At 46.9% G+C, this 20,063-nt stretch carries 17 protein-coding genes; 3 read left to right on the top strand and 14 right to left on the bottom strand.

The features are described from left to right. The 4 genes from addA to BW944_RS08665 form a co-directional block, all read right to left on the bottom strand. Positions 1-3,705 carry a helicase-exonuclease AddAB subunit AddA gene (addA, locus tag BW944_RS08680; protein WP_076558768.1) on the bottom strand — a complete coding sequence of 1,235 codons (3,705 nt, stop codon included), beginning with the start codon at positions 3,703-3,705 and terminating at the stop codon, positions 1-3. Then, complete coding sequence (addB, locus tag BW944_RS08675) at positions 3,698-7,198, bottom strand: helicase-exonuclease AddAB subunit AddB (RefSeq protein WP_076558766.1); 3,501 nt, start codon at positions 7,196-7,198, stop codon at positions 3,698-3,700. The genes addA and addB overlap by 8 nt, the downstream gene beginning before the upstream one ends. Before the next feature lie 64 nt (positions 7,199-7,262). Further along, positions 7,263-7,802, bottom strand: coding sequence for a signal peptidase I (gene lepB / locus BW944_RS08670; protein WP_076558764.1), 540 nt, complete (start codon positions 7,800-7,802; stop codon positions 7,263-7,265). Between the two features lie 54 nt (positions 7,803-7,856). Then, the gene (locus BW944_RS08665; protein WP_076558762.1) at positions 7,857-8,483 is read right to left on the bottom strand and encodes a TVP38/TMEM64 family protein; all 627 of its coding nucleotides are present in this window, start codon (positions 8,481-8,483) and stop codon (positions 7,857-7,859) included. Between the two features lie 171 nt (positions 8,484-8,654). Between BW944_RS08665 and BW944_RS08660 the strand changes: the two genes are divergently transcribed. Continuing rightward, entirely contained in the window at positions 8,655-9,032 is a 378-nt protein-coding gene (locus BW944_RS08660; protein WP_076558760.1) for a YhjD family protein, read from the top strand. On the opposite strand, the gene BW944_RS08655 is transcribed toward BW944_RS08660, so the two are convergent. Next, positions 8,977-9,510, bottom strand: a complete 534-nt coding sequence (locus BW944_RS08655) for a competence protein ComK (protein ID WP_159438216.1) — start codon at positions 9,508-9,510, stop codon at positions 8,977-8,979. The genes BW944_RS08660 and BW944_RS08655 overlap by 56 nt on opposite strands. Positions 9,511-9,663: 153 nt before the next feature. On the opposite strand from BW944_RS08655, the gene BW944_RS08650 reads away from it, so the two are divergent. Continuing rightward, on the top strand, positions 9,664-10,122 hold the full coding sequence (locus tag BW944_RS08650) for a DUF3939 domain-containing protein (RefSeq protein ID WP_076558758.1): 459 nt from the start codon (positions 9,664-9,666) through the stop codon (positions 10,120-10,122). A 99-nt stretch (positions 10,123-10,221) separates the two neighbouring features. Here the strand turns inward: BW944_RS08650 and BW944_RS08645 are convergent, their stop codons facing one another. The 6 genes from BW944_RS08645 to BW944_RS08620 form a co-directional block, all read right to left on the bottom strand. After that, positions 10,222-11,322, bottom strand: coding sequence for an NADH:flavin oxidoreductase (locus BW944_RS08645; protein WP_076558756.1), 1,101 nt, complete (start codon positions 11,320-11,322; stop codon positions 10,222-10,224). A gap of 343 nt (positions 11,323-11,665) precedes the next feature. Next, the gene (locus BW944_RS08640) at positions 11,666-13,207 is read right to left on the bottom strand and encodes a fatty acid--CoA ligase family protein (RefSeq protein WP_076558754.1); all 1,542 of its coding nucleotides are present in this window, start codon (positions 13,205-13,207) and stop codon (positions 11,666-11,668) included. A gap of 99 nt (positions 13,208-13,306) precedes the next feature. Then, positions 13,307-13,849, bottom strand: coding sequence for a GNAT family N-acetyltransferase (locus tag BW944_RS08635; protein ID WP_076558752.1), 543 nt, complete (start codon positions 13,847-13,849; stop codon positions 13,307-13,309). Beyond that, entirely contained in the window at positions 13,836-14,306 is a 471-nt protein-coding gene (locus tag BW944_RS08630; RefSeq protein ID WP_076558750.1) for an SRPBCC family protein, read from the bottom strand. The genes BW944_RS08635 and BW944_RS08630 overlap by 14 nt, the downstream gene beginning before the upstream one ends. A gap of 94 nt (positions 14,307-14,400) precedes the next feature. Beyond that, positions 14,401-15,399, bottom strand: coding sequence for a lipoate--protein ligase (locus BW944_RS08625; RefSeq protein ID WP_076558748.1), 999 nt, complete (start codon positions 15,397-15,399; stop codon positions 14,401-14,403). Between the two features lie 61 nt (positions 15,400-15,460). Continuing rightward, a complete protein-coding gene (locus tag BW944_RS08620) occupies positions 15,461-16,195 on the bottom strand; it encodes an MBL fold metallo-hydrolase (RefSeq protein WP_076558746.1) in 735 nt (244 codons plus the stop codon). A 122-nt stretch (positions 16,196-16,317) separates the two neighbouring features. Between BW944_RS08620 and yhfH the strand changes: the two genes are divergently transcribed. Continuing rightward, entirely contained in the window at positions 16,318-16,446 is a 129-nt protein-coding gene (yhfH, locus tag BW944_RS08615; protein ID WP_076558744.1) for a protein YhfH, read from the top strand. Positions 16,447-16,617: 171 nt separating this feature from the next. On the opposite strand, the gene hemY is transcribed toward yhfH, so the two are convergent. Genes hemY through hemE form a run of 3 tightly spaced genes read right to left on the bottom strand, consistent with a single transcriptional unit; the run spans position 16,618 to position 19,987 of the window. Further along, on the bottom strand, positions 16,618-17,997 hold the full coding sequence (gene hemY / locus BW944_RS08610) for a protoporphyrinogen oxidase (RefSeq protein WP_076558742.1): 1,380 nt from the start codon (positions 17,995-17,997) through the stop codon (positions 16,618-16,620). Position 17,998: 1 nt separating this feature from the next. After that, positions 17,999-18,934, bottom strand: a complete 936-nt coding sequence (gene hemH, locus BW944_RS08605; RefSeq protein ID WP_076558741.1) for a ferrochelatase — start codon at positions 18,932-18,934, stop codon at positions 17,999-18,001. A gap of 15 nt (positions 18,935-18,949) precedes the next feature. Further along, entirely contained in the window at positions 18,950-19,987 is a 1,038-nt protein-coding gene (hemE, locus tag BW944_RS08600) for a uroporphyrinogen decarboxylase (RefSeq protein ID WP_076558739.1), read from the bottom strand. Between the last annotated feature and the right edge of the window lie 76 nt (positions 19,988-20,063).

Below are 20,063 nucleotides of genomic sequence, written 5' to 3'. Positions count from 1 at the left end.
TCACTCTCCTCCGATTTCCACTACTTTCGCCGCATCGAAAAAGTACAGCATACGTCTGTGTACTTTCTTTTTCCTGATATCTTCGAGCGCCCGGGTATAAATCGAGATCTGGGTATGATAGCGGGAAGCGAGCTCGTCTTCTGTTTCCTTCCCGTTCAGACTGTCCGTTTTATAATCCAGCAGAATATATCCATCTTTATAGGGGATGACCAGGTCGATAATCCCCTGTATGAATACACGCTCGCTGTCTTTCCCTTCCCAGTCAGCATAAACCTCTTTGGCGGGGAGCATATAATTGAATGCTGTTTCTCTCTCCACGTTCTGCTCCTGTGCCACCAGTTCTCCGATTTCCGTGTCAAAAAAACGGGAGATCGCTTCCGAATCGATGACATCGGCCTCTGTACGAGTGAGAATCTCATCGATTACGAGTTTTTCCACTTCTTCTTCCACTTCTAATGGCGTATGGGAACGCAAAGGGATATGCTGCATGACCGTGTGCATAGCCGTTCCCCGTTCTGCTGCTGTGAGAGCCCTCTCCTGCTGCATGAATTTCGGTCTTTTTCTCATCGGCGCCCGATATGGTACAGCCACCGACGTGTCTGCATACTCATCGATTTCCTGTTTCCTCTTGATTTCAGTGACCGTCTGTTTCGCCCTTCTCTTTGCTGCCTGTTCATAAGGATAGCGGAAATCAAGGCGATTTTTCACAAAGGGTTCTATCTCATGATCGACAGGTTTCCATCTATCTATAGCTTCCTTTATCTGTTGATCCCGTTTTTCGGAATCCTCTTCTACACTGGTCAGGTCCCTGCCGTGGACGACTTCCACAGACCATTGCGATTCATTGTTATGAATCGCCTCGGACGCCTTCACTTCCACATCCTCGGCAGTGAGTATTTCCCCCTGTTCATGTCGCACAAGTGCGGGGCCGATCCAGTCGAGGTACGACTTCGCGTTCAGACGATCAGCAGCCGGAAGCAGCCATGGTTCATAATGCGCAAACCGCTTCCACTTTTCCTGTTTCGCCTGGAAGGACGCGACGTTCCCGACAAGTACGAGCTTTTCCTTCGCCCTCGTCAGTGCGACATACAATACCCGCATCTCCTCAGCGAGAATCTCCCGCTTCTTCTTCTCACGTAAGGCGTGATAAGCGATCGTCGGGTACATGAGCCGTTTCTTCGGATCGATGTATCTCGACCCGAAGCCGAGATCCTTATGCAACAGATAGCGGGAATGGAGATCTTTCATATTGAACTGTCTATCGAGACCTCCAAGAATCACGACCGGAAATTCCAGACCTTTACTTTTATGGATCGTCATAATACGTACGACATCTTCCTGTTCTCCTAGAGCCCGGGCAGCGCCAAGGTCATCTCCACGTTCTTCCATCCTTTCAATGAAGCGGAGGAAGCGGAACAAACCACGGAAGGAGGTCGTTTCATAAGACTTCGCCCGGTCATATAAAGCACGCAGGTTCGCCTGACGCTGACGCCCCCCAGGCATCCCTCCCGTAAAATCGTAATATCCCGTCTCACGGTAAATGTCCCAGATCAGTTCGGACAACGCTCCCTGTCTGGCTCTTTCCCTGAAATCATGGAGCATATCAAGAAAGCGGGTCAGTTTATCGCTCAGCTCATCACTCTCCGTTTGGCGATAAGCTTTCATAGCTTCGTAATAATCGCCGCGTTTATCCGCAAGACGTATCCGGGCCAATTCATCTTCATCAAGTCCGACAATCGGGGACCTAAGCACGGAGGCGAGCGGAATATCCTGTTTCGGATTATCGATCGTTTTCAGCAGACTGATCATGACCCGGATTTCGATCGCTTCAAAATAACCGGTAGAAAGCTCCGCATATACCGGAATCCCCTGCTGTTTCAGTTCGTCCATGATGACCGGCGCCCACGTCATGGACCGCTGCAGAAACACGATATCTCTGAACTTCAGAGGACGCGGCAGTCCCGTTTCTTTATCGATGACCTGCATCGGTTCATTTCCATCATACCCGAGCCACGCCCGGATTTTCCCGGCGTAGGCCCGGGCCTCGAGTTGGGCTTTCTCAAGGTCCCGGTAGTCCTCTTCAGAATTATACTCGTCCTCTTCCTCCGCCTCTTCTCTGTCTATGAGCAGAAGCTCTGTACTCGTATCTTCTTTGTGCCATTCATCATACGAAGTATTCCCGTAAATAAGCTCTGCTTCTTTTTCATACTCCATTTCGCCTACCTCTTCATCGAGGATCTGACGGAACAGATAGTTCGTCGCATCAAGCACCTGGGTGCGGCTCCGGAAGTTCTTCGCCAAGTCGACCCTTTCCCCTTCCTCCTCTTCTTTCTGGAAGCGGCCATATTTTTCAAGGAACAACGACGGTTCCGCATGCCGGAAGCGGTAGATACTCTGCTTCACATCCCCCACCATGAAAAGATTCCCGGCATCGGTATCATCCGTTAAAAGCCGGAGCAGCGTTTCCTGGACGAGGTTCGTATCCTGATATTCATCGACGAGCACTTCGGTGAACTGGCGCTGATAATTTTTGGCTACTGCAGAAGGTACAAGATGGTCCGGAACGGAAGTGTCATCACGCAGAATTTCCAGTGCATAGTGTTCCAGATCGGAAAAATCGGCGACTGCTCTCTCTTTCTTCGCTTCCTGATAACGCTGTTTGAAATCTTTCACCACAACGCCGAGTTGCCGGATGACCGGATACAACTCTCCCATCTCCTCAAGATACCTGTCGATGGGACGCGCGAACCACTCTTCCTGAATCTGTTTGAAACGTTTCTTATACCTTTCCCTTACGTCTTTCGCTTCATTTTTCTTCTCTTCGGCCACGTCCGATTTCTTTCCTGACAGCTTCGGAAATTTCGCTTCTTTCACGTAATCCTCAAGTGCCTGCCAAGACCTGGCGAGATGGGCTTTCGCTTCGCGTATAAGCGTGAGATCTTTATCCGCAGTCTCTCCGTATGTATACGGCCCATCAGACTGACGGGTGAGATCCAGAAATTCCTCCGCTTCTTTTTCCATAGCTTCAAGCTGATGGCGGACTTCTCTTTTCAGCAGTACGAACCAGGGCAGATCTTCCTCGTCATCCTCTGCAGTGACGTTATACATCTCCGCCACCTGATCCAACCATTCTCCCGGCCACGGGTGCTGTTCTGAGAACGTGTACATCTGAAGAATGAGCGATTCCACATCGAGGTCGTGACGGTCTCCGGAGAAACGATCGACAAGTTCGAAAAACTGCCTGCGCTCTTCTCCTTCTTTTCCGTACCAGTCCTCGAGCAGATTTTCGAGTACTTCCTGTTTCATTAGATCCGCTTCCACAGCATCGGCGATCCGGAAGGCCGGATCGATGTCCAGGAGATACGCGTACTTCCTGATTACTTCCAGGCAAAACGAATGCAGCGTCGATATCGAGGCACTCTGCACGAGAGAAAGCTGTTTTTTCAAATGTATGGAGTCCGGGGTCTGTTCCAGTGCTTTATCCAGTGCTTCTGTCACCCGGTTCCTCATCTCCTGTGCTGCCGCGTTCGTAAATGTCACTACGAGCAAAGAGTGAATATCCACCGGATCATCCCTGTCGATCACTTTCTGAATGATCCTTTCCACAAGGACCGCCGTTTTGCCGGAACCGGCTGCTGCGGAGACGAGCATGTCCCGCCCGTGACCGTAAATGGCCTGTTCCTGTTCCCTCGTCCAGTTAACCATCGACTTCCCCCTTTTCTTTCAACTTCTCCCATACTTTGCTGTCTTTCATATCGGCAAGCTTCCGGTACTGATTCTCTTCAAGCGTCGGATCGAACTGACAGACCGAACGGAAGGAACAGAATTGGCAGGCCGTCTGCTGTTTTTTCTGATACGGATTGAGCGGGATGTTCCCTTCTGTTATATCCATACCAGCCTTCGTCATCAGTTTATGAACATAACCATCGAGAGCCTGGAACATCTCCCTGTCCGCTACTTTCGAATTCGAATAAAAACCACCGCCTGATTTCAGACCTGCAGGGATAATCGGACTGTGCCCCTTTTCCGTTTCGGTGTCCATCATCCGAATCGCTCCTTCATCTTCAAGCAACAACCCCTGCATCTTGAAACTTTTCACAATTTCCTTTTCAATCTCCTCATCGTTCAGAAGTTTCTTCCCGGTGATCATCGGGTTGTGGACATGGAAATAAAGGACTCCCGCCGGTGTCGCTTCCATGCCGAGCCAGTCCTTGGCGTTCTGCAGAATCACTTCGAGATAAATAAGCATCTGAAGCGAGAGTCCGTAATACACATCGGATAGATTCAGACCTTTGGCGCTCGATTTGTAGTCGATGATCCGAAGAAAAAGCTCATTGTTATCCATCGCCTGGTCGACCCGGTCGATTCTTCCACGCAGCATGAGTTCAAAGCCGTTCGGGAGATCGACGCTCATCGGAGGCAGTTGCGCATCTTTCACTTCACCGAAGCCTAACTCCAATCCCACAGGGGCAAATCTCGTTCTTCTCGCCTGTTCTCCTAGGATATACGTAGCCTGAGCGATGACACCACGCAGTTTCTCCTGAATATATTTGTACCGGTTCGAACTCCTTAATACCTGATGCTGCAGCACGGGTGCGAGTTCTTCTGTAGCCCGGTGTGCATACTTCTCGGCAGAGGACCGATCCAGCTCGGCGAACTGCCGCCCCTCTTCTCCGATCCAGTCAGTGATTTGGCGAAGAGCCTCATGAAACAACTGACCGATATCCGGGGCATCGAGCTTATATGTCCGTCGTTCTTCCAGATTCAGCCCCTTCCCGGCGAAATGCTGAAAGCCGCAGCTATAATAAGACTCCAATGCGGATACACTCGTTTTTACCTGCTTTTTATGCATGCGATGAGCCGTTTCTTTCTTCAGCGATACCGGTTCATTTTTATAAGAAAGACTGTGAAGCACCCGTCTGGTCGTGCTTTCTTTCGTTTCTGACTGAATATACCAGTTCAACACGCCCCACCACACGTCCTGCACCCGATACCCTTTGATATAGCGGGCAAGCTGGGCCGTTAGAGCGGACCTTGTTTTGACCGGTGTCGTAATGAACCGATCCGCTTCTTCTAGATCATCCGGATCCTGAAGCAGTATATGTTCCGCACACTCCGGAAACAGATCCTCTATACGGGCGATGATCGGTGAAGCCGCTTTCGACCGCCCCTCTTCATCGCTTAACGGATAACTGACCCACAATTTTTCTGCTGGCATCGTAACAGCAAGATACATATAGAAACGATCATACAGTAACTTTTCCCGGCTTCCTGCGGCCAATTCCAAGCCGTATTGTGCCAAGAATGCCCGGTCCTCTTCTGAAATCATCCCATCTCCCTGGGGTTTCATCGGCCATGTACCCTCGTTTACTCCGAGAAGAAATCCGGCTTTGATTCCATTCAACCTGGAACGGTCCACACTCCCGACGATGACGTGATCCATGCTCGGGGGTACATGGGCAAATGTAAGAGAGTCGAGACCGCTTTCAAACGCCTGGCGAAAGACCTGCAGAGACATAGACTCCTCCCCGATCATCTCCACCATCTCGTCGAGAAGCTGCAACAGATTATCCCATACCTGTTCTTGCTCCCGGCCTTTTTCCACCTCTCCGTTCTCGTCATAAAAACCGCGCCACTTCTCCAGGGTTTCAGGTGCACGGATTTCACTCATCCATACGAACAGCGAGGTTGCCCGTTCTTCATTCGTTCTTTTTCCGCGTAGTTCATCATCAAGAGACTCAAGAGCACTCACCACCTGATAACGATAAGCATTGATGCGGTCCTGTTTCTTCTTCTCCTCATCTGTCTGGGCCGCCTGTTCGAATCCTCGAAAACGTTGATACCTCCAAGCCTCCTTCGACCTCCACTGTTCCCGTGAGCGGATGCCGTATTCAAGTACATAGTTTTCCAATTCATCAATGCCATCTTCATCAAGCGGGTACCTTCTGTCAGAAGAAGGAATGAACCCTGTTTTCAGAAGGCGGAAAATAGCATCATATCGCCATCCTCCTTCAACGACATCCAGGGCGGAACGAATCATTTCGAGTAGGGGATGGTTCAGCATCGTACGCTTTTCATCAAGAAAGACCGGAATCCCGTAATCAGAAAATATCGTCTCGATCAGACTGTGATAGACACTCGCATCACGCATAAGGATAGCTATATCCCGGTAACGGTAACCTTCTTCACGCACAAGACGGAGGATTTCCTGAGCCGTGCCTTCGACTTCAGCCCGTGGATGCACCGCTTCATAAATCCCGATCGGGGTCTCCCCTTCAAACGAGGGGGCCGGCCGATCCTCAAAATGTTTTTCCAGATGTAAGAATGCATCTTTGCCGTGAAAACGCCCATTTGTGTTGGACAGATCAAGTGTTTCTTCCACTTCCACCTTCCCTGTCTCTGCGATTTCCCTGAGTACTGCACACGTCTCTTTCGTTTCAGCAAAAAGATCGACATCTTCGACCTCCCTGCTCTCTTCATCAAGCGTCAGTGTCACCTGAACACGCCCTGCATGCTGAAACAGTTCTCTCAGCACCTCGTATTCCTGAGGAGTGAAGCTGTGAAAACCATCTATGTATATATCCGCATCCCGAAGAAACGAAGAGTGAGGAATTTTTTCTCCGAGCAGTTTCAACTGATCTTCCCCATCTACGTATGTTCCTTCCATATGGCTGACAAGACGACTGTAAATATAATGTAGATCTTCGATTTTATCCTGCAGAGCCTGCTCCCCGCCCGTTTGATGTGCGTAGTTTTCCATCGTATCCATCTGATGCTCGAGAGTCTCAGGCGTCACACGATATCTCTTGAATTCTGTAATCATTTCTTCAAGTTGGTGAATGAATCCCTGCTTCTCCATAGCTTTCTGGAATACGTTCCAATCGGATGTACGCTCCTCAACAATTTTTCTAAGAAGCATCTGTACCCCGGTGGAACTGATATAAGATCTTGTCGCTCCACCCGTTTCCTGAAATACTTTCCAGGCAAGACGTGAAAAGCTGAATACATGCGCTCTCGTCGACCCATCAATATTTCCCCGTTTCAACAGCGCATACTCCTGCTGGAAGGTCATCTGATCAGGTACAAGGTAAATAATTGTCCGTCCCGTCGGTTCTTCTTTCAATCTCGCTTCAATATCGTTTAGACAGTAATCACTCTTCCCGGCCCCCGAACGGCCGGTAATAAACCTTATACTCATCCGCCTTCCCCCCTTTTCCCTTATTTTACAATACAAAAAGAAAATGAACCACCCAAGCGGCAGTTCATCGAAACTTCATTCCAAGTTGTGACATCGGCCAGTAACGCACTTCCACCTTACCGACGATCGACTGGATATCTATGAAGCCGAAACTCCTGCTGTCCAGACTGTCCCGGCGATTGTCTCCCATGACGAACAACTCTCCTTCAGGAACCTCTATCCTTCCTGTAACCCCTTCGAGTGTGAAATCATTCGTGAATACTCTTCCATCATTCGGCCGTAATTCATCAAGGTAGTCTTCCTCCACGAACTCTCCATTGACGTACAATCTGTCATCTTTCACAGCAATATGGTCTCCTGGGAGGCCTATAACTCTTTTCACATAATCATCTTCGTTATTGTAGTGAAATACGATGATATCCTGACGATGTACATCCGTCCAGTCGTATAACACTTTGTTCACCATCAACAGGTTGCCATCATACAGGGTCGGCTCCATCGATTCTCCTTCTACGACATAGCTCGCGAAGAAATAAGCCCGGAATACGATTGCAACAAGAACGGCAAGTATGACCGTGCGAATAAGATGTTTGTATTTTTTCATTCTGCTTCCTCCACAGGTGCTTAATAATACTATTTTACCCAGGGGGAGGAAACTTTAACCCTTCTTCCTCTCCGCACGCGCGGCGAGACGTTTTTCCAAGTATTTTCCCAATAGCCAGAAGAGGCTGATACAGACGAAAACGACGATTGTTTTGACAGGGTTCGAAGTGAAGGAGGTGATACTGTCTCCGACAAAAGTGATGGAAAAAATCATAACGGATTTACCGAGAATTGCAGCCAGAAGAAAATCTCTCGTCTTCACCCCGGATAAACCGGCTACGACATTAATGATAGCGGAAGGGGAGAAAGGAAAACACATAAGAAGAAACAGTGGACCAAAGCCATGTTCTTCGAGCCATGTCATCACCCGCTGTACCTGAGGATGCTTTCTCAGAAACCGAAAGAACCGCTGACGGCCCAAACGTCTTACAAGCAGGAATACAAGAACAGCTCCTGTCGTTGCTCCGACCCACGAGTAAAGAAACCCCTCAACCAGGCCATATACTACGGCATTGGCAACAACGAACACCAGGAGAGGTAAGATAGGGAGAAAAGCTTCAATGAGCGGAAGGATTATTCCTGGTAGCGGACCGAAACGATCCAGTCGCTCTAATTGTCTGATAGCGTAATCAAACAATTGATCATTCTCAGCTAATAGTTGCAGTTCCTCAAGCGTCGGCATTATAGGTTCATCCTACTCTGTGCGTTATAGTACCTTCATTTTAATCGAAATTTCACCGTATGCCTACTGCAAAGTATTTTCTGAAATTCAATTATGAATGAACGGGCAGTCTGTGATATACTGAATAACAAGAACGCGTGTTCGTGAAGTGATAAGAGAGGAGGAACCCTGATGGCCCATATCAAAGAAAAACAGCTCGATAAAGCCTCCCGTTATCTGTTCCTGACGATGGCACTTACTGTCATAAAGCAGGATCGTCGCCATATACTGAATGGAACCTATAAAATCAAAGAGCCTTACCTCGAGCTGCTGGGAAAGATGGAGATGGCTGCGAAAGAAGAAAGAAGACACCTCCGTGTATTCATGGACAATCACCATGTACAGGTAGTGGAAACATCAAGGCACGACACCTTCACAACCTTTTCTTTCATCGCTGAAGGATATGAAGAGAAACGTAACTACTTCAATCCCGCGATACGAAAAAAAGTCGAGGTCATCTTATCGGAGTTGATGGAGAAGGCTCTGAAACAAAAGAATGTCTCACAGTAGAAGCGAAACGCTTTTCATACATCAGCCTGAACTGAGCCGTACGCTCCAGTTGATTGGAAAATACTCCCGGGGAGACAGCCAGGTCTTCCCATGCCTTGTTCATAAACTGAACGGCCGTTCTCTTCGGATCTCTGTCACTCGGGAAAAAGGTACGTACATAATTGTGAGAAATCCAGGAACATTCCAGCCGCGCGGGGGACATTGTCGGAAAGTAGTAAAGTTTAAGCATTCCGGAGATGACGATGGGGGATTTGTGTGTGTAGTTGGTGATAGCTTTCGTACCGGAGATTCTCCCGGAGAGGTTACTACCAAAATACTTGCAGGAATCATCGATTACTCGCGTAGGGCAGAGATCGACGATGAAAGAGTCCTCTTCTTCCATAACCCTCGTTCTGATTTTCCCTTCTTCTTCCACAGCAATCAATGCTATCGTTTTTTCATTCACTTCATATTCAGTTTTCAATCCTTCTTTCATCATTACCATATCCCTTCTTGTTATTCCAATAATTTCTTTATAAATATAGCAGATTATCCCCTACCCGTCTACTGAATTTCAGTTCTTTTCCGAAAATTTCGATACTTTTTGCTATAATATCTATAAATACCATTGAAACATGAGGGGGATTTGCTAATGTGGGGAAGAAAAAAGAAAACGGAAGAAACAGTAACGAAAAAACTCGAAGTTATGGACCTTTCGTTACAAGAGGTGCGAAAAGCCATCAATGAATATGCTGAGGCAAAACCGGAAAGAGTCCCTTTGAGCGTCATCATCAATCCGGACCTGACCATCGATTACGACCTTCTCGCCCCCTTCATCAAAGGGAAGCCTGAAAAAACGTTTTATATGTCGCGTGAGACGTATGAGCTTTTTGAAGAAGGAGACCTGCAGTTAGCCCAAGACATCGATATGATCCAACAGGCCGTAGACACATATGTCCAGCAGGAAAAAGAGCTCCCTATTATTGAAAACGACCCTTACCGACGTGTGAACTATTATAAACTCGAACGTCTCGGACTGATCACCCACCGCCCTGACCGGGAATTTTATATCACCAAAGAAGAATATATGGTGGACTACGAAAGACGTTGATCTTCTCCTTCTATTCCAAGCTCTGTCACTTTTATGTTCAGAGTTTCTTTCACAAAAACAGGCGCCCTTATGGAAGGACGCCTGTTTTGATATTCATCATTAATATAATTTTTGCAGGGCTTCTTTATTGAAAGCCAAAAGATCGTCTACTCTGCCTTCCTGGATCTTTTTCACCCACTCAGGGTCCATCAGTAAGGAACGACCGATGGCCACGAGATCGAACTCATCACGATCAAGTTTATCCACTAGACCATCGAGATTCGTCGCTCCGGCACCGGAGAAATCTGTAAAAACACCATCAAGCCCGACGGAACCTACAGATATGACCGGTTTTCCTGAAAGTTTTTTCGTCCAGCCTGCAAGGTTCAAATCGGACCCTTCAAACTCAGGTTCCCAGAATCTGCGCGTGGAACAATGGAACATATCCACACCCGCCTCAACAAGCGGCTGTAAGAATTGTTCCAGCTCCTCGGAAGTGTTGACCAGTTTCGCCTGGAAGTCGTTCATTTTCCATTGGGAGAAACGGAAAATGATCGGGAAATCTTCCCCGACTTCACGGCGGCACGCTTCTACGATTTCTACAGCAAATTGCGTACGCCCGACGAAGTCACCGCCGTAACGGTCATTGCGTTTATTGGTGTTTTCCCAGAAGAATTGGTCGATCAGATACCCGTGAGCACCATGGATTTCAATAGCATCAAAGCCGAGACGCTTCGCATCCGCTGCTGCTTTAGCGTAGGCTTCCACTAATGCCTCCACTTCTTCTGTAGAGAGGGCTTCATTAACTTTCTCCCCGTCTAAGCTGAGTCCGGATGGGCCTACCGGTGACGCCTCTTCATTGGGAAGATCACCTTTGCTGCGAGTCATTCCTACGTGCCACAGTTGTGGGGCGATTTTACCGCCGGCCTCATGCACTTCTTTCACAACTTCGGCCCAGCCGTTCAATGCCTGTTCCCCATGAAACACAGGAATATTCGCACCAGATACAGAAGCCGGATGATCGATCCCTGTCCCCTCTGTAATAATCAATCCTACGTCATTCTCCGCACGTCTACGGTAATATGCCGCGACTTCCTCGTCAGGAACATTTCCGGGGGAAAACCCGCGTGTCATCGGTGCCATCACGGTACGGTTCGGAAGATTCAATTTATCACTGGTGAACGTTTCGAATATAGGTTTGGTGGTTGTTTGGTTTGTCATTAATCTGCCTCCTTTTCAACGATGTTTGTAATTATTACAGATGTAAAAAGAAGACGAAAGAAATCTGTTTTCAGCCACATCATGTCCTCTCCATCGAATGCCTGCAAAAAAAGAGCCAATGCTACATGAGCATTGGCCAAAAGAGACGACTGGTTAACTTTTGAGTGAGGGAATCACATGAAAGAAAAAACTCTGCAAAAGCTTTTCCTCCATGCAGACAGCTCTTTATCAGAACTGCCTCTCACTAACTATTGTAATATAGCCCCGCAAAAATCTCACCGAAATGTTTTTGCGGCTGAACGCACACGTTTTTGCGAAATTTCTAATTGTTGACACCTTACAACTACGATTTTTTGCTTAGCTGATCACGCAAATTCTTCCTCAAAATTTTCCCTGTCGTATTTTTCGGAAGCTCCTCCATGAATTCCACTCGTCTCGGGAGTTTATACTTCGCCAGATCCTGTCCGCAATAATCGACGACTGCCGCTTCATCAAGAGAAGGATCCTCCGAAACGACAAAAGCGATGACTGCCTCCCCTGTTTCCGGATGAGGTTCCCCTACTACGGCAGCTTCCGTGATTTTCGGATGCTGGTATAGCACTTCTTCCACTTCCCTTGGATACACGTTATATCCACCGACAAGAATCATGTCCTTTTTGCGGTCGACAATATAAAAGTAGCCTTCTTCGTCTTTCCGGGCCATATCTCCGGTGAACAACCACCCATCCTTGATGGTAACCGCTGTTTCTTCAGGCATCTTATAATAGCCTTTCATAACATTCGGTCCCTGGACTACAAGTTCCCCTACTTCTCCGACCGGTACTTCCTGACCGAGTTCGTCGACTACTTTATTCTTCACATTCGTAATATCCTGCCCGATGGACCCTGCTCTACGCGGACGATCCAGTGGGTTGAAAGCTGTTACCGGGGAAGCTTCCGAAAGACCATACCCTTCCGAAACATTAACCTTGAACTTCTCTTCAAAAGCCTCAAGAAGCGATACCGGAAGAGAGGATCCGCCGGAGACGTTGATCCGCATGTGTTTGAATGAGTCTTCTTCGCCGTCTCCCGTCTGCAATAAATAATTGTACATGGTCGGCACGCCCGCGAATACGGTCGCTTGATGATCTCTCGCAGCTGCAAACACTTCCCCCGGCGAGAACTGAGGAATGACAATTATTGTTCCTCCATTCACAATCGGAGCGTTCAAAGCTACGGTCAGACAAAAGACGTGGAACATCGGTAACGTAGCGATAACACGGTCCGATTCACTGATCTCCAGATATGCTGCTACATCTTTTGCGTTCGAATAGATATTTTTATGAGTCAGCATAGCCCCTTTGGGTTTACCCGTGGTACCTGAGGTATACAGAATGACTGCCAGATCATCATCTTCGAGGGAGGGAGGGGTGAATTCAGTCGTTCCCGCTCCGACCGTTTCTGTAAACGGTTTCATTTTTGGCGATATAGAATACGCGTCGAGATTTATCCCTGAGCCTGTATCTGCAACGAAGTAATGCTCGACCTTCAGATTCTCGTCAATGATATCGAGTTGACTGACAATCACATCCAGGGTAATGACACCTTTTACATCCCCATTCTTAAGAATGTAGCCCATTTCTTTAGACGTATACGTCGGGTTTACAGGTATAACCGTCAATCCGGCTCGTAGTGCGCCGTACAGTCCAATCATGAAAACCGGACTGTTTCCACTGATCAAAGCAACATGATCCCCTTTTTCATAACCAAGATCTCTCAGGGCGCTTGCGAACTTCGTCACAGAAGTATCAAAAGCCTGATAAGTCGTACGCTCCCCCTGGAAAATAAACGCATCCTTCCCGGGCATTTCCTTAGCTGTTTGGCTTAACCGTTCACTTACGTTCATCAGTATCGTTCCCCCTTTTTCTATTCATAATGAATGAATAATCATTCATCTTATAGAACTTCACTATAAATTATAAATTATTGCCAGACTATTCGCAAATTAATTTTCCCATTCCTTCCTCAGCATGCCATAAACGACATGATCCACAAAATGGTCGTTTACCCATTCCTGGTCCCGAAGCACCCCTTCCTGTGTAAACCCGAGTCTTTCCGGAATTGCACAACTTGCCCTGTTCTCCGATGCTGCCCGAATATCCACTTTATTCATGCCCATGGAGGAGAAGGCATGCGTTGTCAGTGACTTCACAGTTTTAGTCATTATCCCTCTCCCTTGATAATCTTCGGCAAGCCAATACCCTATGTAGGCGATTTTGTTCGTCCAGTCGAGTTTATTGTAACTGGCCATCCCCACAATCACGTCCTGAAATAAAATGACCACGGTCATACTCTGGTTTTCTGCATACCCATGAAGAAAATTCCTTATTGCACTTTTCGTATCTTCTTTACTTTCTGTATGATCGACCCACGGCAACCACGTCCGCAAATTAGAACGATGACGGTCGGTGAGCTCGAATATACGCTCTGCGTCCCCTACTTCAATCAACCTCAATTCCAGGTCTTCGTCGATTCTATGAACGAACATTTTCCACTTCCCTTTCTGCTTCAGTTTTCACCCTTTTCAGAAACTCGTGAACTATCTTTTTATTGCTTTTTTCCCTGACGAACATAAGCATCATTTTCCCAAGAATGTTCGCTCCTTCGTTCGTCCCCTCATAAATGAGGGTCGTCTCGTTCTCTCTTTCTTTACGGAACGTATAACAGGTCCGGATATCAAAAGCTCGACCAATCGTGAAAGCTACTTCCTTTTTCTTATGATCCGTCTCATCTTCATAGGCTTTGGTTGTGACAATGTACGTCTCGGTCCTTTTCCCCTCGCGGTAAGTCTGACGGTGTCTCGCCCCTACTTCACTTTCTTCTTTCTCAATAAGCGCATGCTCTTCCACTTGCGGCATAATACGGGTGATATTTTCATCTTTGAAAAGGTCCCATACTGTTTCGATGTCTGCGTCTATATTGATTTCTTCCTTCCATGTAATCATCCTTAGCCCTCCCATATTTTTAGCTTCAGTAAATGAACCGATTTCTTAACACTTACAGAATAACCCGGTTCGTTCCTCGAACCGGGTATAAAAATCAGTACACTATCGTCAGAAAATCCTCTTCGGTAATTTTCCCTAAATAATGTGAAATATCGATATCCTGAACCGATTCCTTAATCGATTCGCGTTCATACTTCGTACCGATCAGTCGGTTCTCAACCTCGGCAACATCCCCGATACCAAAGAAATCCCCATAGATTTTGGCGTTTTTGATATACCCCTTATCTACGTCCAGACGTATATCATATGTTCCTGCACCTTCAATACGTTTCGTCTGATTGATATTGGACTTCGGAGACTTTCCGTAATTCCAGTCCCAATTACGATATCTTTCTTCGGATAGTTTATGGATCTCTTTCCAGTCCTCTTCCGTCAATTTATATTGCGGGACATCCTCAACATTCTCCACATCGAAAATGTAGCGCAAAATCATCGTTTTGAAGTCTTCCATCGTCGTATTTTCCGGAAGGTATTCAGAAATACTAGCTACACGACTTCGAATCGATTTGATCCCTTTTGAACGTATCTTTTCAGATTTCACATTCAGACTGCGTACGACGTTCTCCACTTCCGAATTGAACATCAACGTCCCGTGACTGAACATGCGTCCTTTAGTGGTGAACTGTGCATTCCCCGAAATTTTACGTCCTTCAATCGTCAAATCGTTACGTCCCGACAGTTCCGCAGGGGCACCGAATTGTTGTAATGCATTGACTACAGGTTCAGTGAATTTGGCGAAATCATGAAAACTGTTTCCATCATCTTTCGTAATAAAACTGAAGTTCAAATTACCCTGATCATGATAAACAGCTCCGCCACCTGACAACCTCCGTACTACATGGATGCCATTCTCTTCAACGAAATCCGTATTGATCTCTTCAATAGCATTCTGATTTTTACCAATGATGATCGAAGGTTCATTGATATAGAACAGAAGGTATGTTTCGCTGATATCCAAGTTTTTAAGCGCATACTCCTCAATAGCAAGATTGATCGTAGGATCGTGCACTCCTTCATTATCAATAAAAAGCAAATCCCTCACCCTTTCTTTCTTAGCTACACCCAAGTATACGGGAGGGGCGATTTCTTAGCAATCAATCCCCGTTCCACCGCAACCCTTCAGAAGCCAGTTTCACTTCTCCCCCGTATATATCTGCAGCTTCCTGTTTCAGCTTCGAATGGTTACCGAAATGGGGAAGGTGGCTGAGCCAAAGTTCCTTCACCCCTGCTTCAGCAGCGATTGTAGCTGCTTCTTCACTCGTCATATGACCGGCTTTGCCCGCGTCCATTCCTTTATAGAAATTCGTATCCGCTATAAGAAGATCGGCCTCCTCAGAGAAATCACTCCATTCTTTCTGATAACCCGTGTCTGCTGTATACACGATAGTATAGTCTCCATTCGTAATTCTCATGCCATAGCAAGGGACAGGGTGAGCGGTTTTCAAGAAAGATATAGTAAAAGGTCCGACCGTCAAAGTAGTTTCAGGATCGTACGCTCTCGCTTCCGTGTAAGAGGCCTCTAACGTCGCTAATTTCCCCTCCTCTTCTTCATGACCATAAATCGGCAGTTTGCCTTCCGTGTTCCCCAACATCGTCTGAACAAGTCGAGCGTGTTGCAATACACCGATGTCCGCTACGTGATCATGATGATAATGAGAAATAATCACCGCATCAATTGAATTCAACGAGACGTAACACTGGATCCGTGATAATGCACCACTCCCACAGTCGAGAAGCAACCGGAACCCTCCGTCCTCCAAAATATAACAAGACGTTGCGCTATTCTGAGCGGGGTAAGCTCCCCAATACCCTATTGTTGTAATTTTCACAAAATTACCTCTTTTCTAATACTTTAGTTCTATTTTAGAATTGTTTTATAACATACTGTTGCTTTCCCGCTTCTGTTATAATACAATGAACTTAACATAAAAAACGGAGGAGGCATCACCCTATGATGAACGTCGTTGAATTTTTTCGTAACTTGCCTAAGAAACAGTGCTCTAAATGCGGGAGCGTAATTCAAGAGCAGGCCGACTGCTACGGTAACACTTGCCAAGAGTGCGATAGCCCCGCTCGCTAAATAGACATTTTCAAAAAAGAAGCAGCTGCCACTGCTTCTTTTTTTATTTTAACAAAAAATTCGCTCATTTTACGAAAAAAATATTGTTCAGTCAAAAAATTATTTGTAATATAACAACCCTCACATAAAAAAGCTTGCAGCAAATGGATCGGTTTGCTGCAAGCTTTTCGTTTATCCTCTTTCAATGATACGTTTGGCAGCTGCTCTTCCCTGGTTTATACAATCAGGTAGGCCTATGCCATAGTAATGGGCGCCGGCGAGCTGGACGCCAGGAAGATCTTTCTTCAAGTAGTGATCGATTTTCGTCAGTCTTTCTTTATGACCGACGCTATACTGAGGCATGGCATCATGCCAGCGAGTGACTACGAAGAAATCAGGCTGATCTGTAATATTCATGATTTTCTCAAGGTCATTCATAACGATCTTTTTGATTTCTTCATCGGACTTATCCACCACTTCCTCATCTCCCGGCTTTCCGATGTAACAGCGAAGCAGAGCTTTCCCTTCCGGTGCTGCATGAGCCCATTTTTTATGTGTCCATGTACAGGCCGTAATCCGATAATCACCACTGGTTCGAGCAACCACGAAACCGGTGCCATCAATGTCCTGTTTGATTGCGGATTGATCAAAAGCCATAGCGACATTCGCTACCGAGGTCGCCTTCATCTGTTTCAAAGGTTCCACCCATTCATACTGGGCAAGCATTTTAGCCGCTACCGGAGCGGGTACAGTAAGGATGATTTCATCAGCCCACATGACTTCCCCGTCACTCATTAGCATATGGTAACCATTTTCTCTCTTTTGAATATGATCGACACCCTTGGAGAGGTGGACAGAGCCAGGCTTGAGCTTGGAGTGAATAGCTTCCACGAAACTTGAAAGGCCTCCTGCAAATGCCCGGAAGGCACTCGGCTTTTTGTGGGTCCTTTTCTCCCGGGGGACTGCTTCCGTAGCTTTCAACCCACGAACCAGACTCCCGTACTCCTCGGTCACTTGTTTGAACTGTGGAAAAGTCGCATCCATACTCAACTGATCGATATCTCCGGCGTAAATACCGGAAAGCAGGGGTTCTATAGCGTTCTCAACGACTTCATTCCCTAACCGACGTCTTAGAAACACCCCAAGAGCTTCATCATTCTTCTTCGTATTCACACGTTGGTACGGTTCGAGGAGAGCTCTCCCTTTCCCGAAACCGGAAAAAAGGGAGGATTTCAAAAGGGGACGTCGTCTGGTCGGAATCCCCATATGGGACCCTTGCGGCATGCGATTCAGACGTCCTTTCGCAAGAATGTACGCATTTCCGGTCGCATTCTTCACCACTTCTTCACTCAAACCAACTTCTTCCGCCAGCTTCAGCATACTCGTTTTTCGGGCAAGGAAGGAGTCAGGGCCTCTTTCAATTGTAAAACCATCTTTGTGAACCGTTTCGATTTTACCACCGAGATGATCTGACTTTTCCACCAGCTCTGCATCGACTCCCGCCTTCTGTAAATAATAAGCAGCAGATAAACCTGTAATTCCTCCGCCCACCACTACTACTTTTTTATTCATATTATTTCGCTTCTTTCCACTTGGACCACGTTACGTCCACCAATGTTTCAATGAATTTCGGATGAGTGTTAGGCATCTCCGGACGATAGTAATTGGCCCCGACCTCGTCACAAACTACCTTACACTCATAGTCGTTATCAAAAAGCACTTCCAGATGATCGGCGACAAAGCCTACCGGTGCATACACAAAAGATGTGTACCCTTTCTGTTCAAATAGATCTCTCGTCAAATCCTGGACATCCGGTCCAAGCCATGGATCCGGTGTGTTCCCTTCACTTTGCCATCCGATTTCGTATTGATTGATACCAGTGGCTTCAGAAATGAGCTTCGCGGTTTCTTCCAACTGTTCAGGGTAAGGATCCCCGCCTTGAAGGATCTTTTCAGGAAGACTGTGAGCGGAAACGATAAGGCATGCTTTCTGCTTTTCTTCTTCACTCATCTTTCCATATTCTTCGAGGATTCCATCTTTCCAGAAATCTATGAATGTCGGGTGATCGTACCAGCTCTCCACAGAGTTTATACGTATACCATGTTCTTCTGCTTTCTCCTGGGCACGACCGTTATAGGATTTCACACTGAACGAAGAATAGTGCGGAGCAAGAACGATAGAGACCGCTTCTTCAATCCCATCTTTCGCCATTTGATCGACCGCATCTTCAATAAATGGATCGATATGCTTCAATCCGATGTAGAGTTTGAATTCCACATCGTCCTGCATATTGTTCAATTCGTCACGAAGAGTCTCCGCCTGTTCATCTGTGATTCGAGCCAACGGAGAAATCCCCCCGATCGCTTCATAACGGTCTTTCAGATCCTGAAGCGCTTCCTCCGATGGTTTACGTCCTTTTCTTATATGTGTGTAATAAGGTTCAATATCTTCTTCTTTGTACGGCGTGCCATACGCCATTACGAGTAAACCTACTTTTTTGTTCGCCATTTTCCTGAACACCCCTTAGTTTGTTTTGGAATATGTGTGTACCAAGGCCGTCAACTTCTTGAGTGTTTCCGGCTGAATCTCCGGTGTAACACCATGACCGAGGTTGAATATATGAGGCCCATGAGACAATCCTTCATCAAGAATCGCTTTCGTTCTCTGTTCAATAACCTCCCAGTCGGAGAGTAAAACAGCAGGATCCAGATTCCCCTGCAACGGTTTCCGGACACCGAGGTCTCGAGCTTCTGTAATGGACGTACGCCAATCAAGCCCTAACACATCTATAGGGAGATCGTCCCACTCGCCGATCAGGTGACGGGCACCGACCCCGAACAGAATCAGCGGAACCCCTTCCGATTTCAGTTCCCGGAAAATCCGGTCCATCGAGGGTTTGATATATTTACGATAATCTGGAGCATGAAGTGCTCCCCCCCAGGAATCAAAAATCTGGATGGCCTGGGCTCCCGCTTTGATTTGAGATTTCACATACGTAATCGTCATGGAAGCAAGCTTATCCATCAGGAGAAACCACGTTTTTTCATCACTGTACATAAGAGCCTTGGTTTTATGGTAATTCTTCGATGGACCACCTTCAATCATATAGCTCGCCAGTGTAAACGGCGCACCACTGAAGCCGATCAAAGGTACATTCAACTGTTCTTTCGTCAGAAGACGGATCGTGTCGAGGACATAAGGCACATCCGACTGCGGATCGATTTCCCCGAGGTTCTCCACATCCTGACGGGAGGTGATCGGGTTATGAATGACCGGGCCCACTCCTTTTCTGATTTCCACATCTACGCCAAGTGCCGGGAGCGGAGACATAATATCTTTGTATAATACAGCCGCATCGACTCCGTAGTTTTCCACCGGAAGACGGGTGACGTATGCACAAAGTTCCGGCTGATGAGTGATTTCAAACAATGAATATTTCTCTTTCAATTTCCTATATTCCGGCTGAGAACGTCCGGCCTGACGCATGTACCAGACAGGCGTGTGATCCGTCGGTTCTCCGCGGAATGCTTTTAAAATTGTGTCATTAAACGTGTTATCCATAAAATACCTGACTCCTTTATATTCTATCCGATTCCAACTATAACGATTAACGAACTTTCTGTATAGCGAAACGTCC

The organism is Salimicrobium flavidum, from assembly GCF_900156645.1.
GTDB lineage: Bacteria > Bacillota > Bacilli > Bacillales > Halobacillaceae > Salimicrobium > Salimicrobium flavidum.
The sequence above is the reverse complement of the archived record's forward strand: the minus strand, read 5'-3'. Positions and strand labels throughout refer to the sequence as shown.

Bases quoted from the DNA above. Each gene is read 5' to 3' on its own strand.
- addA (WP_076558768.1), bottom strand. From the start codon at position 3,705: ATGGTTAACTGGACGAGGGAACAGGAACAGGCCATTTACGGTCACGGG.
- addB (WP_076558766.1), bottom strand. From the start codon at position 7,198: ATGAGTATAAGGTTTATTACCGGCCGTTCGGGGGCCGGGAAGAGTGAT.
- lepB (WP_076558764.1), bottom strand. From the start codon at position 7,802: ATGAAAAAATACAAACATCTTATTCGCACGGTCATACTTGCCGTTCTT.
- BW944_RS08665 (WP_076558762.1), bottom strand. From the start codon at position 8,483: ATGCCGACGCTTGAGGAACTGCAACTATTAGCTGAGAATGATCAATTG.
- BW944_RS08660 (WP_076558760.1), top strand. From the start codon at position 8,655: ATGGCCCATATCAAAGAAAAACAGCTCGATAAAGCCTCCCGTTATCTG.
- BW944_RS08655 (WP_159438216.1), bottom strand. From the start codon at position 9,510: ATGATGAAAGAAGGATTGAAAACTGAATATGAAGTGAATGAAAAAACG.
- BW944_RS08650 (WP_076558758.1), top strand. From the start codon at position 9,664: ATGTGGGGAAGAAAAAAGAAAACGGAAGAAACAGTAACGAAAAAACTC.
- BW944_RS08645 (WP_076558756.1), bottom strand. From the start codon at position 11,322: ATGACAAACCAAACAACCACCAAACCTATATTCGAAACGTTCACCAGT.
- BW944_RS08640 (WP_076558754.1), bottom strand. From the start codon at position 13,207: ATGAACGTAAGTGAACGGTTAAGCCAAACAGCTAAGGAAATGCCCGGG.
- BW944_RS08635 (WP_076558752.1), bottom strand. From the start codon at position 13,849: ATGTTCGTTCATAGAATCGACGAAGACCTGGAATTGAGGTTGATTGAA.
- BW944_RS08630 (WP_076558750.1), bottom strand. From the start codon at position 14,306: ATGATTACATGGAAGGAAGAAATCAATATAGACGCAGACATCGAAACA.
- yhfH (WP_076558744.1), top strand. From the start codon at position 16,318: ATGATGAACGTCGTTGAATTTTTTCGTAACTTGCCTAAGAAACAGTGC.
- hemY (WP_076558742.1), bottom strand. From the start codon at position 17,997: ATGAATAAAAAAGTAGTAGTGGTGGGCGGAGGAATTACAGGTTTATCT.
- hemH (WP_076558741.1), bottom strand. From the start codon at position 18,934: ATGGCGAACAAAAAAGTAGGTTTACTCGTAATGGCGTATGGCACGCCG.
- hemE (WP_076558739.1), bottom strand. From the start codon at position 19,987: ATGGATAACACGTTTAATGACACAATTTTAAAAGCATTCCGCGGAGAA.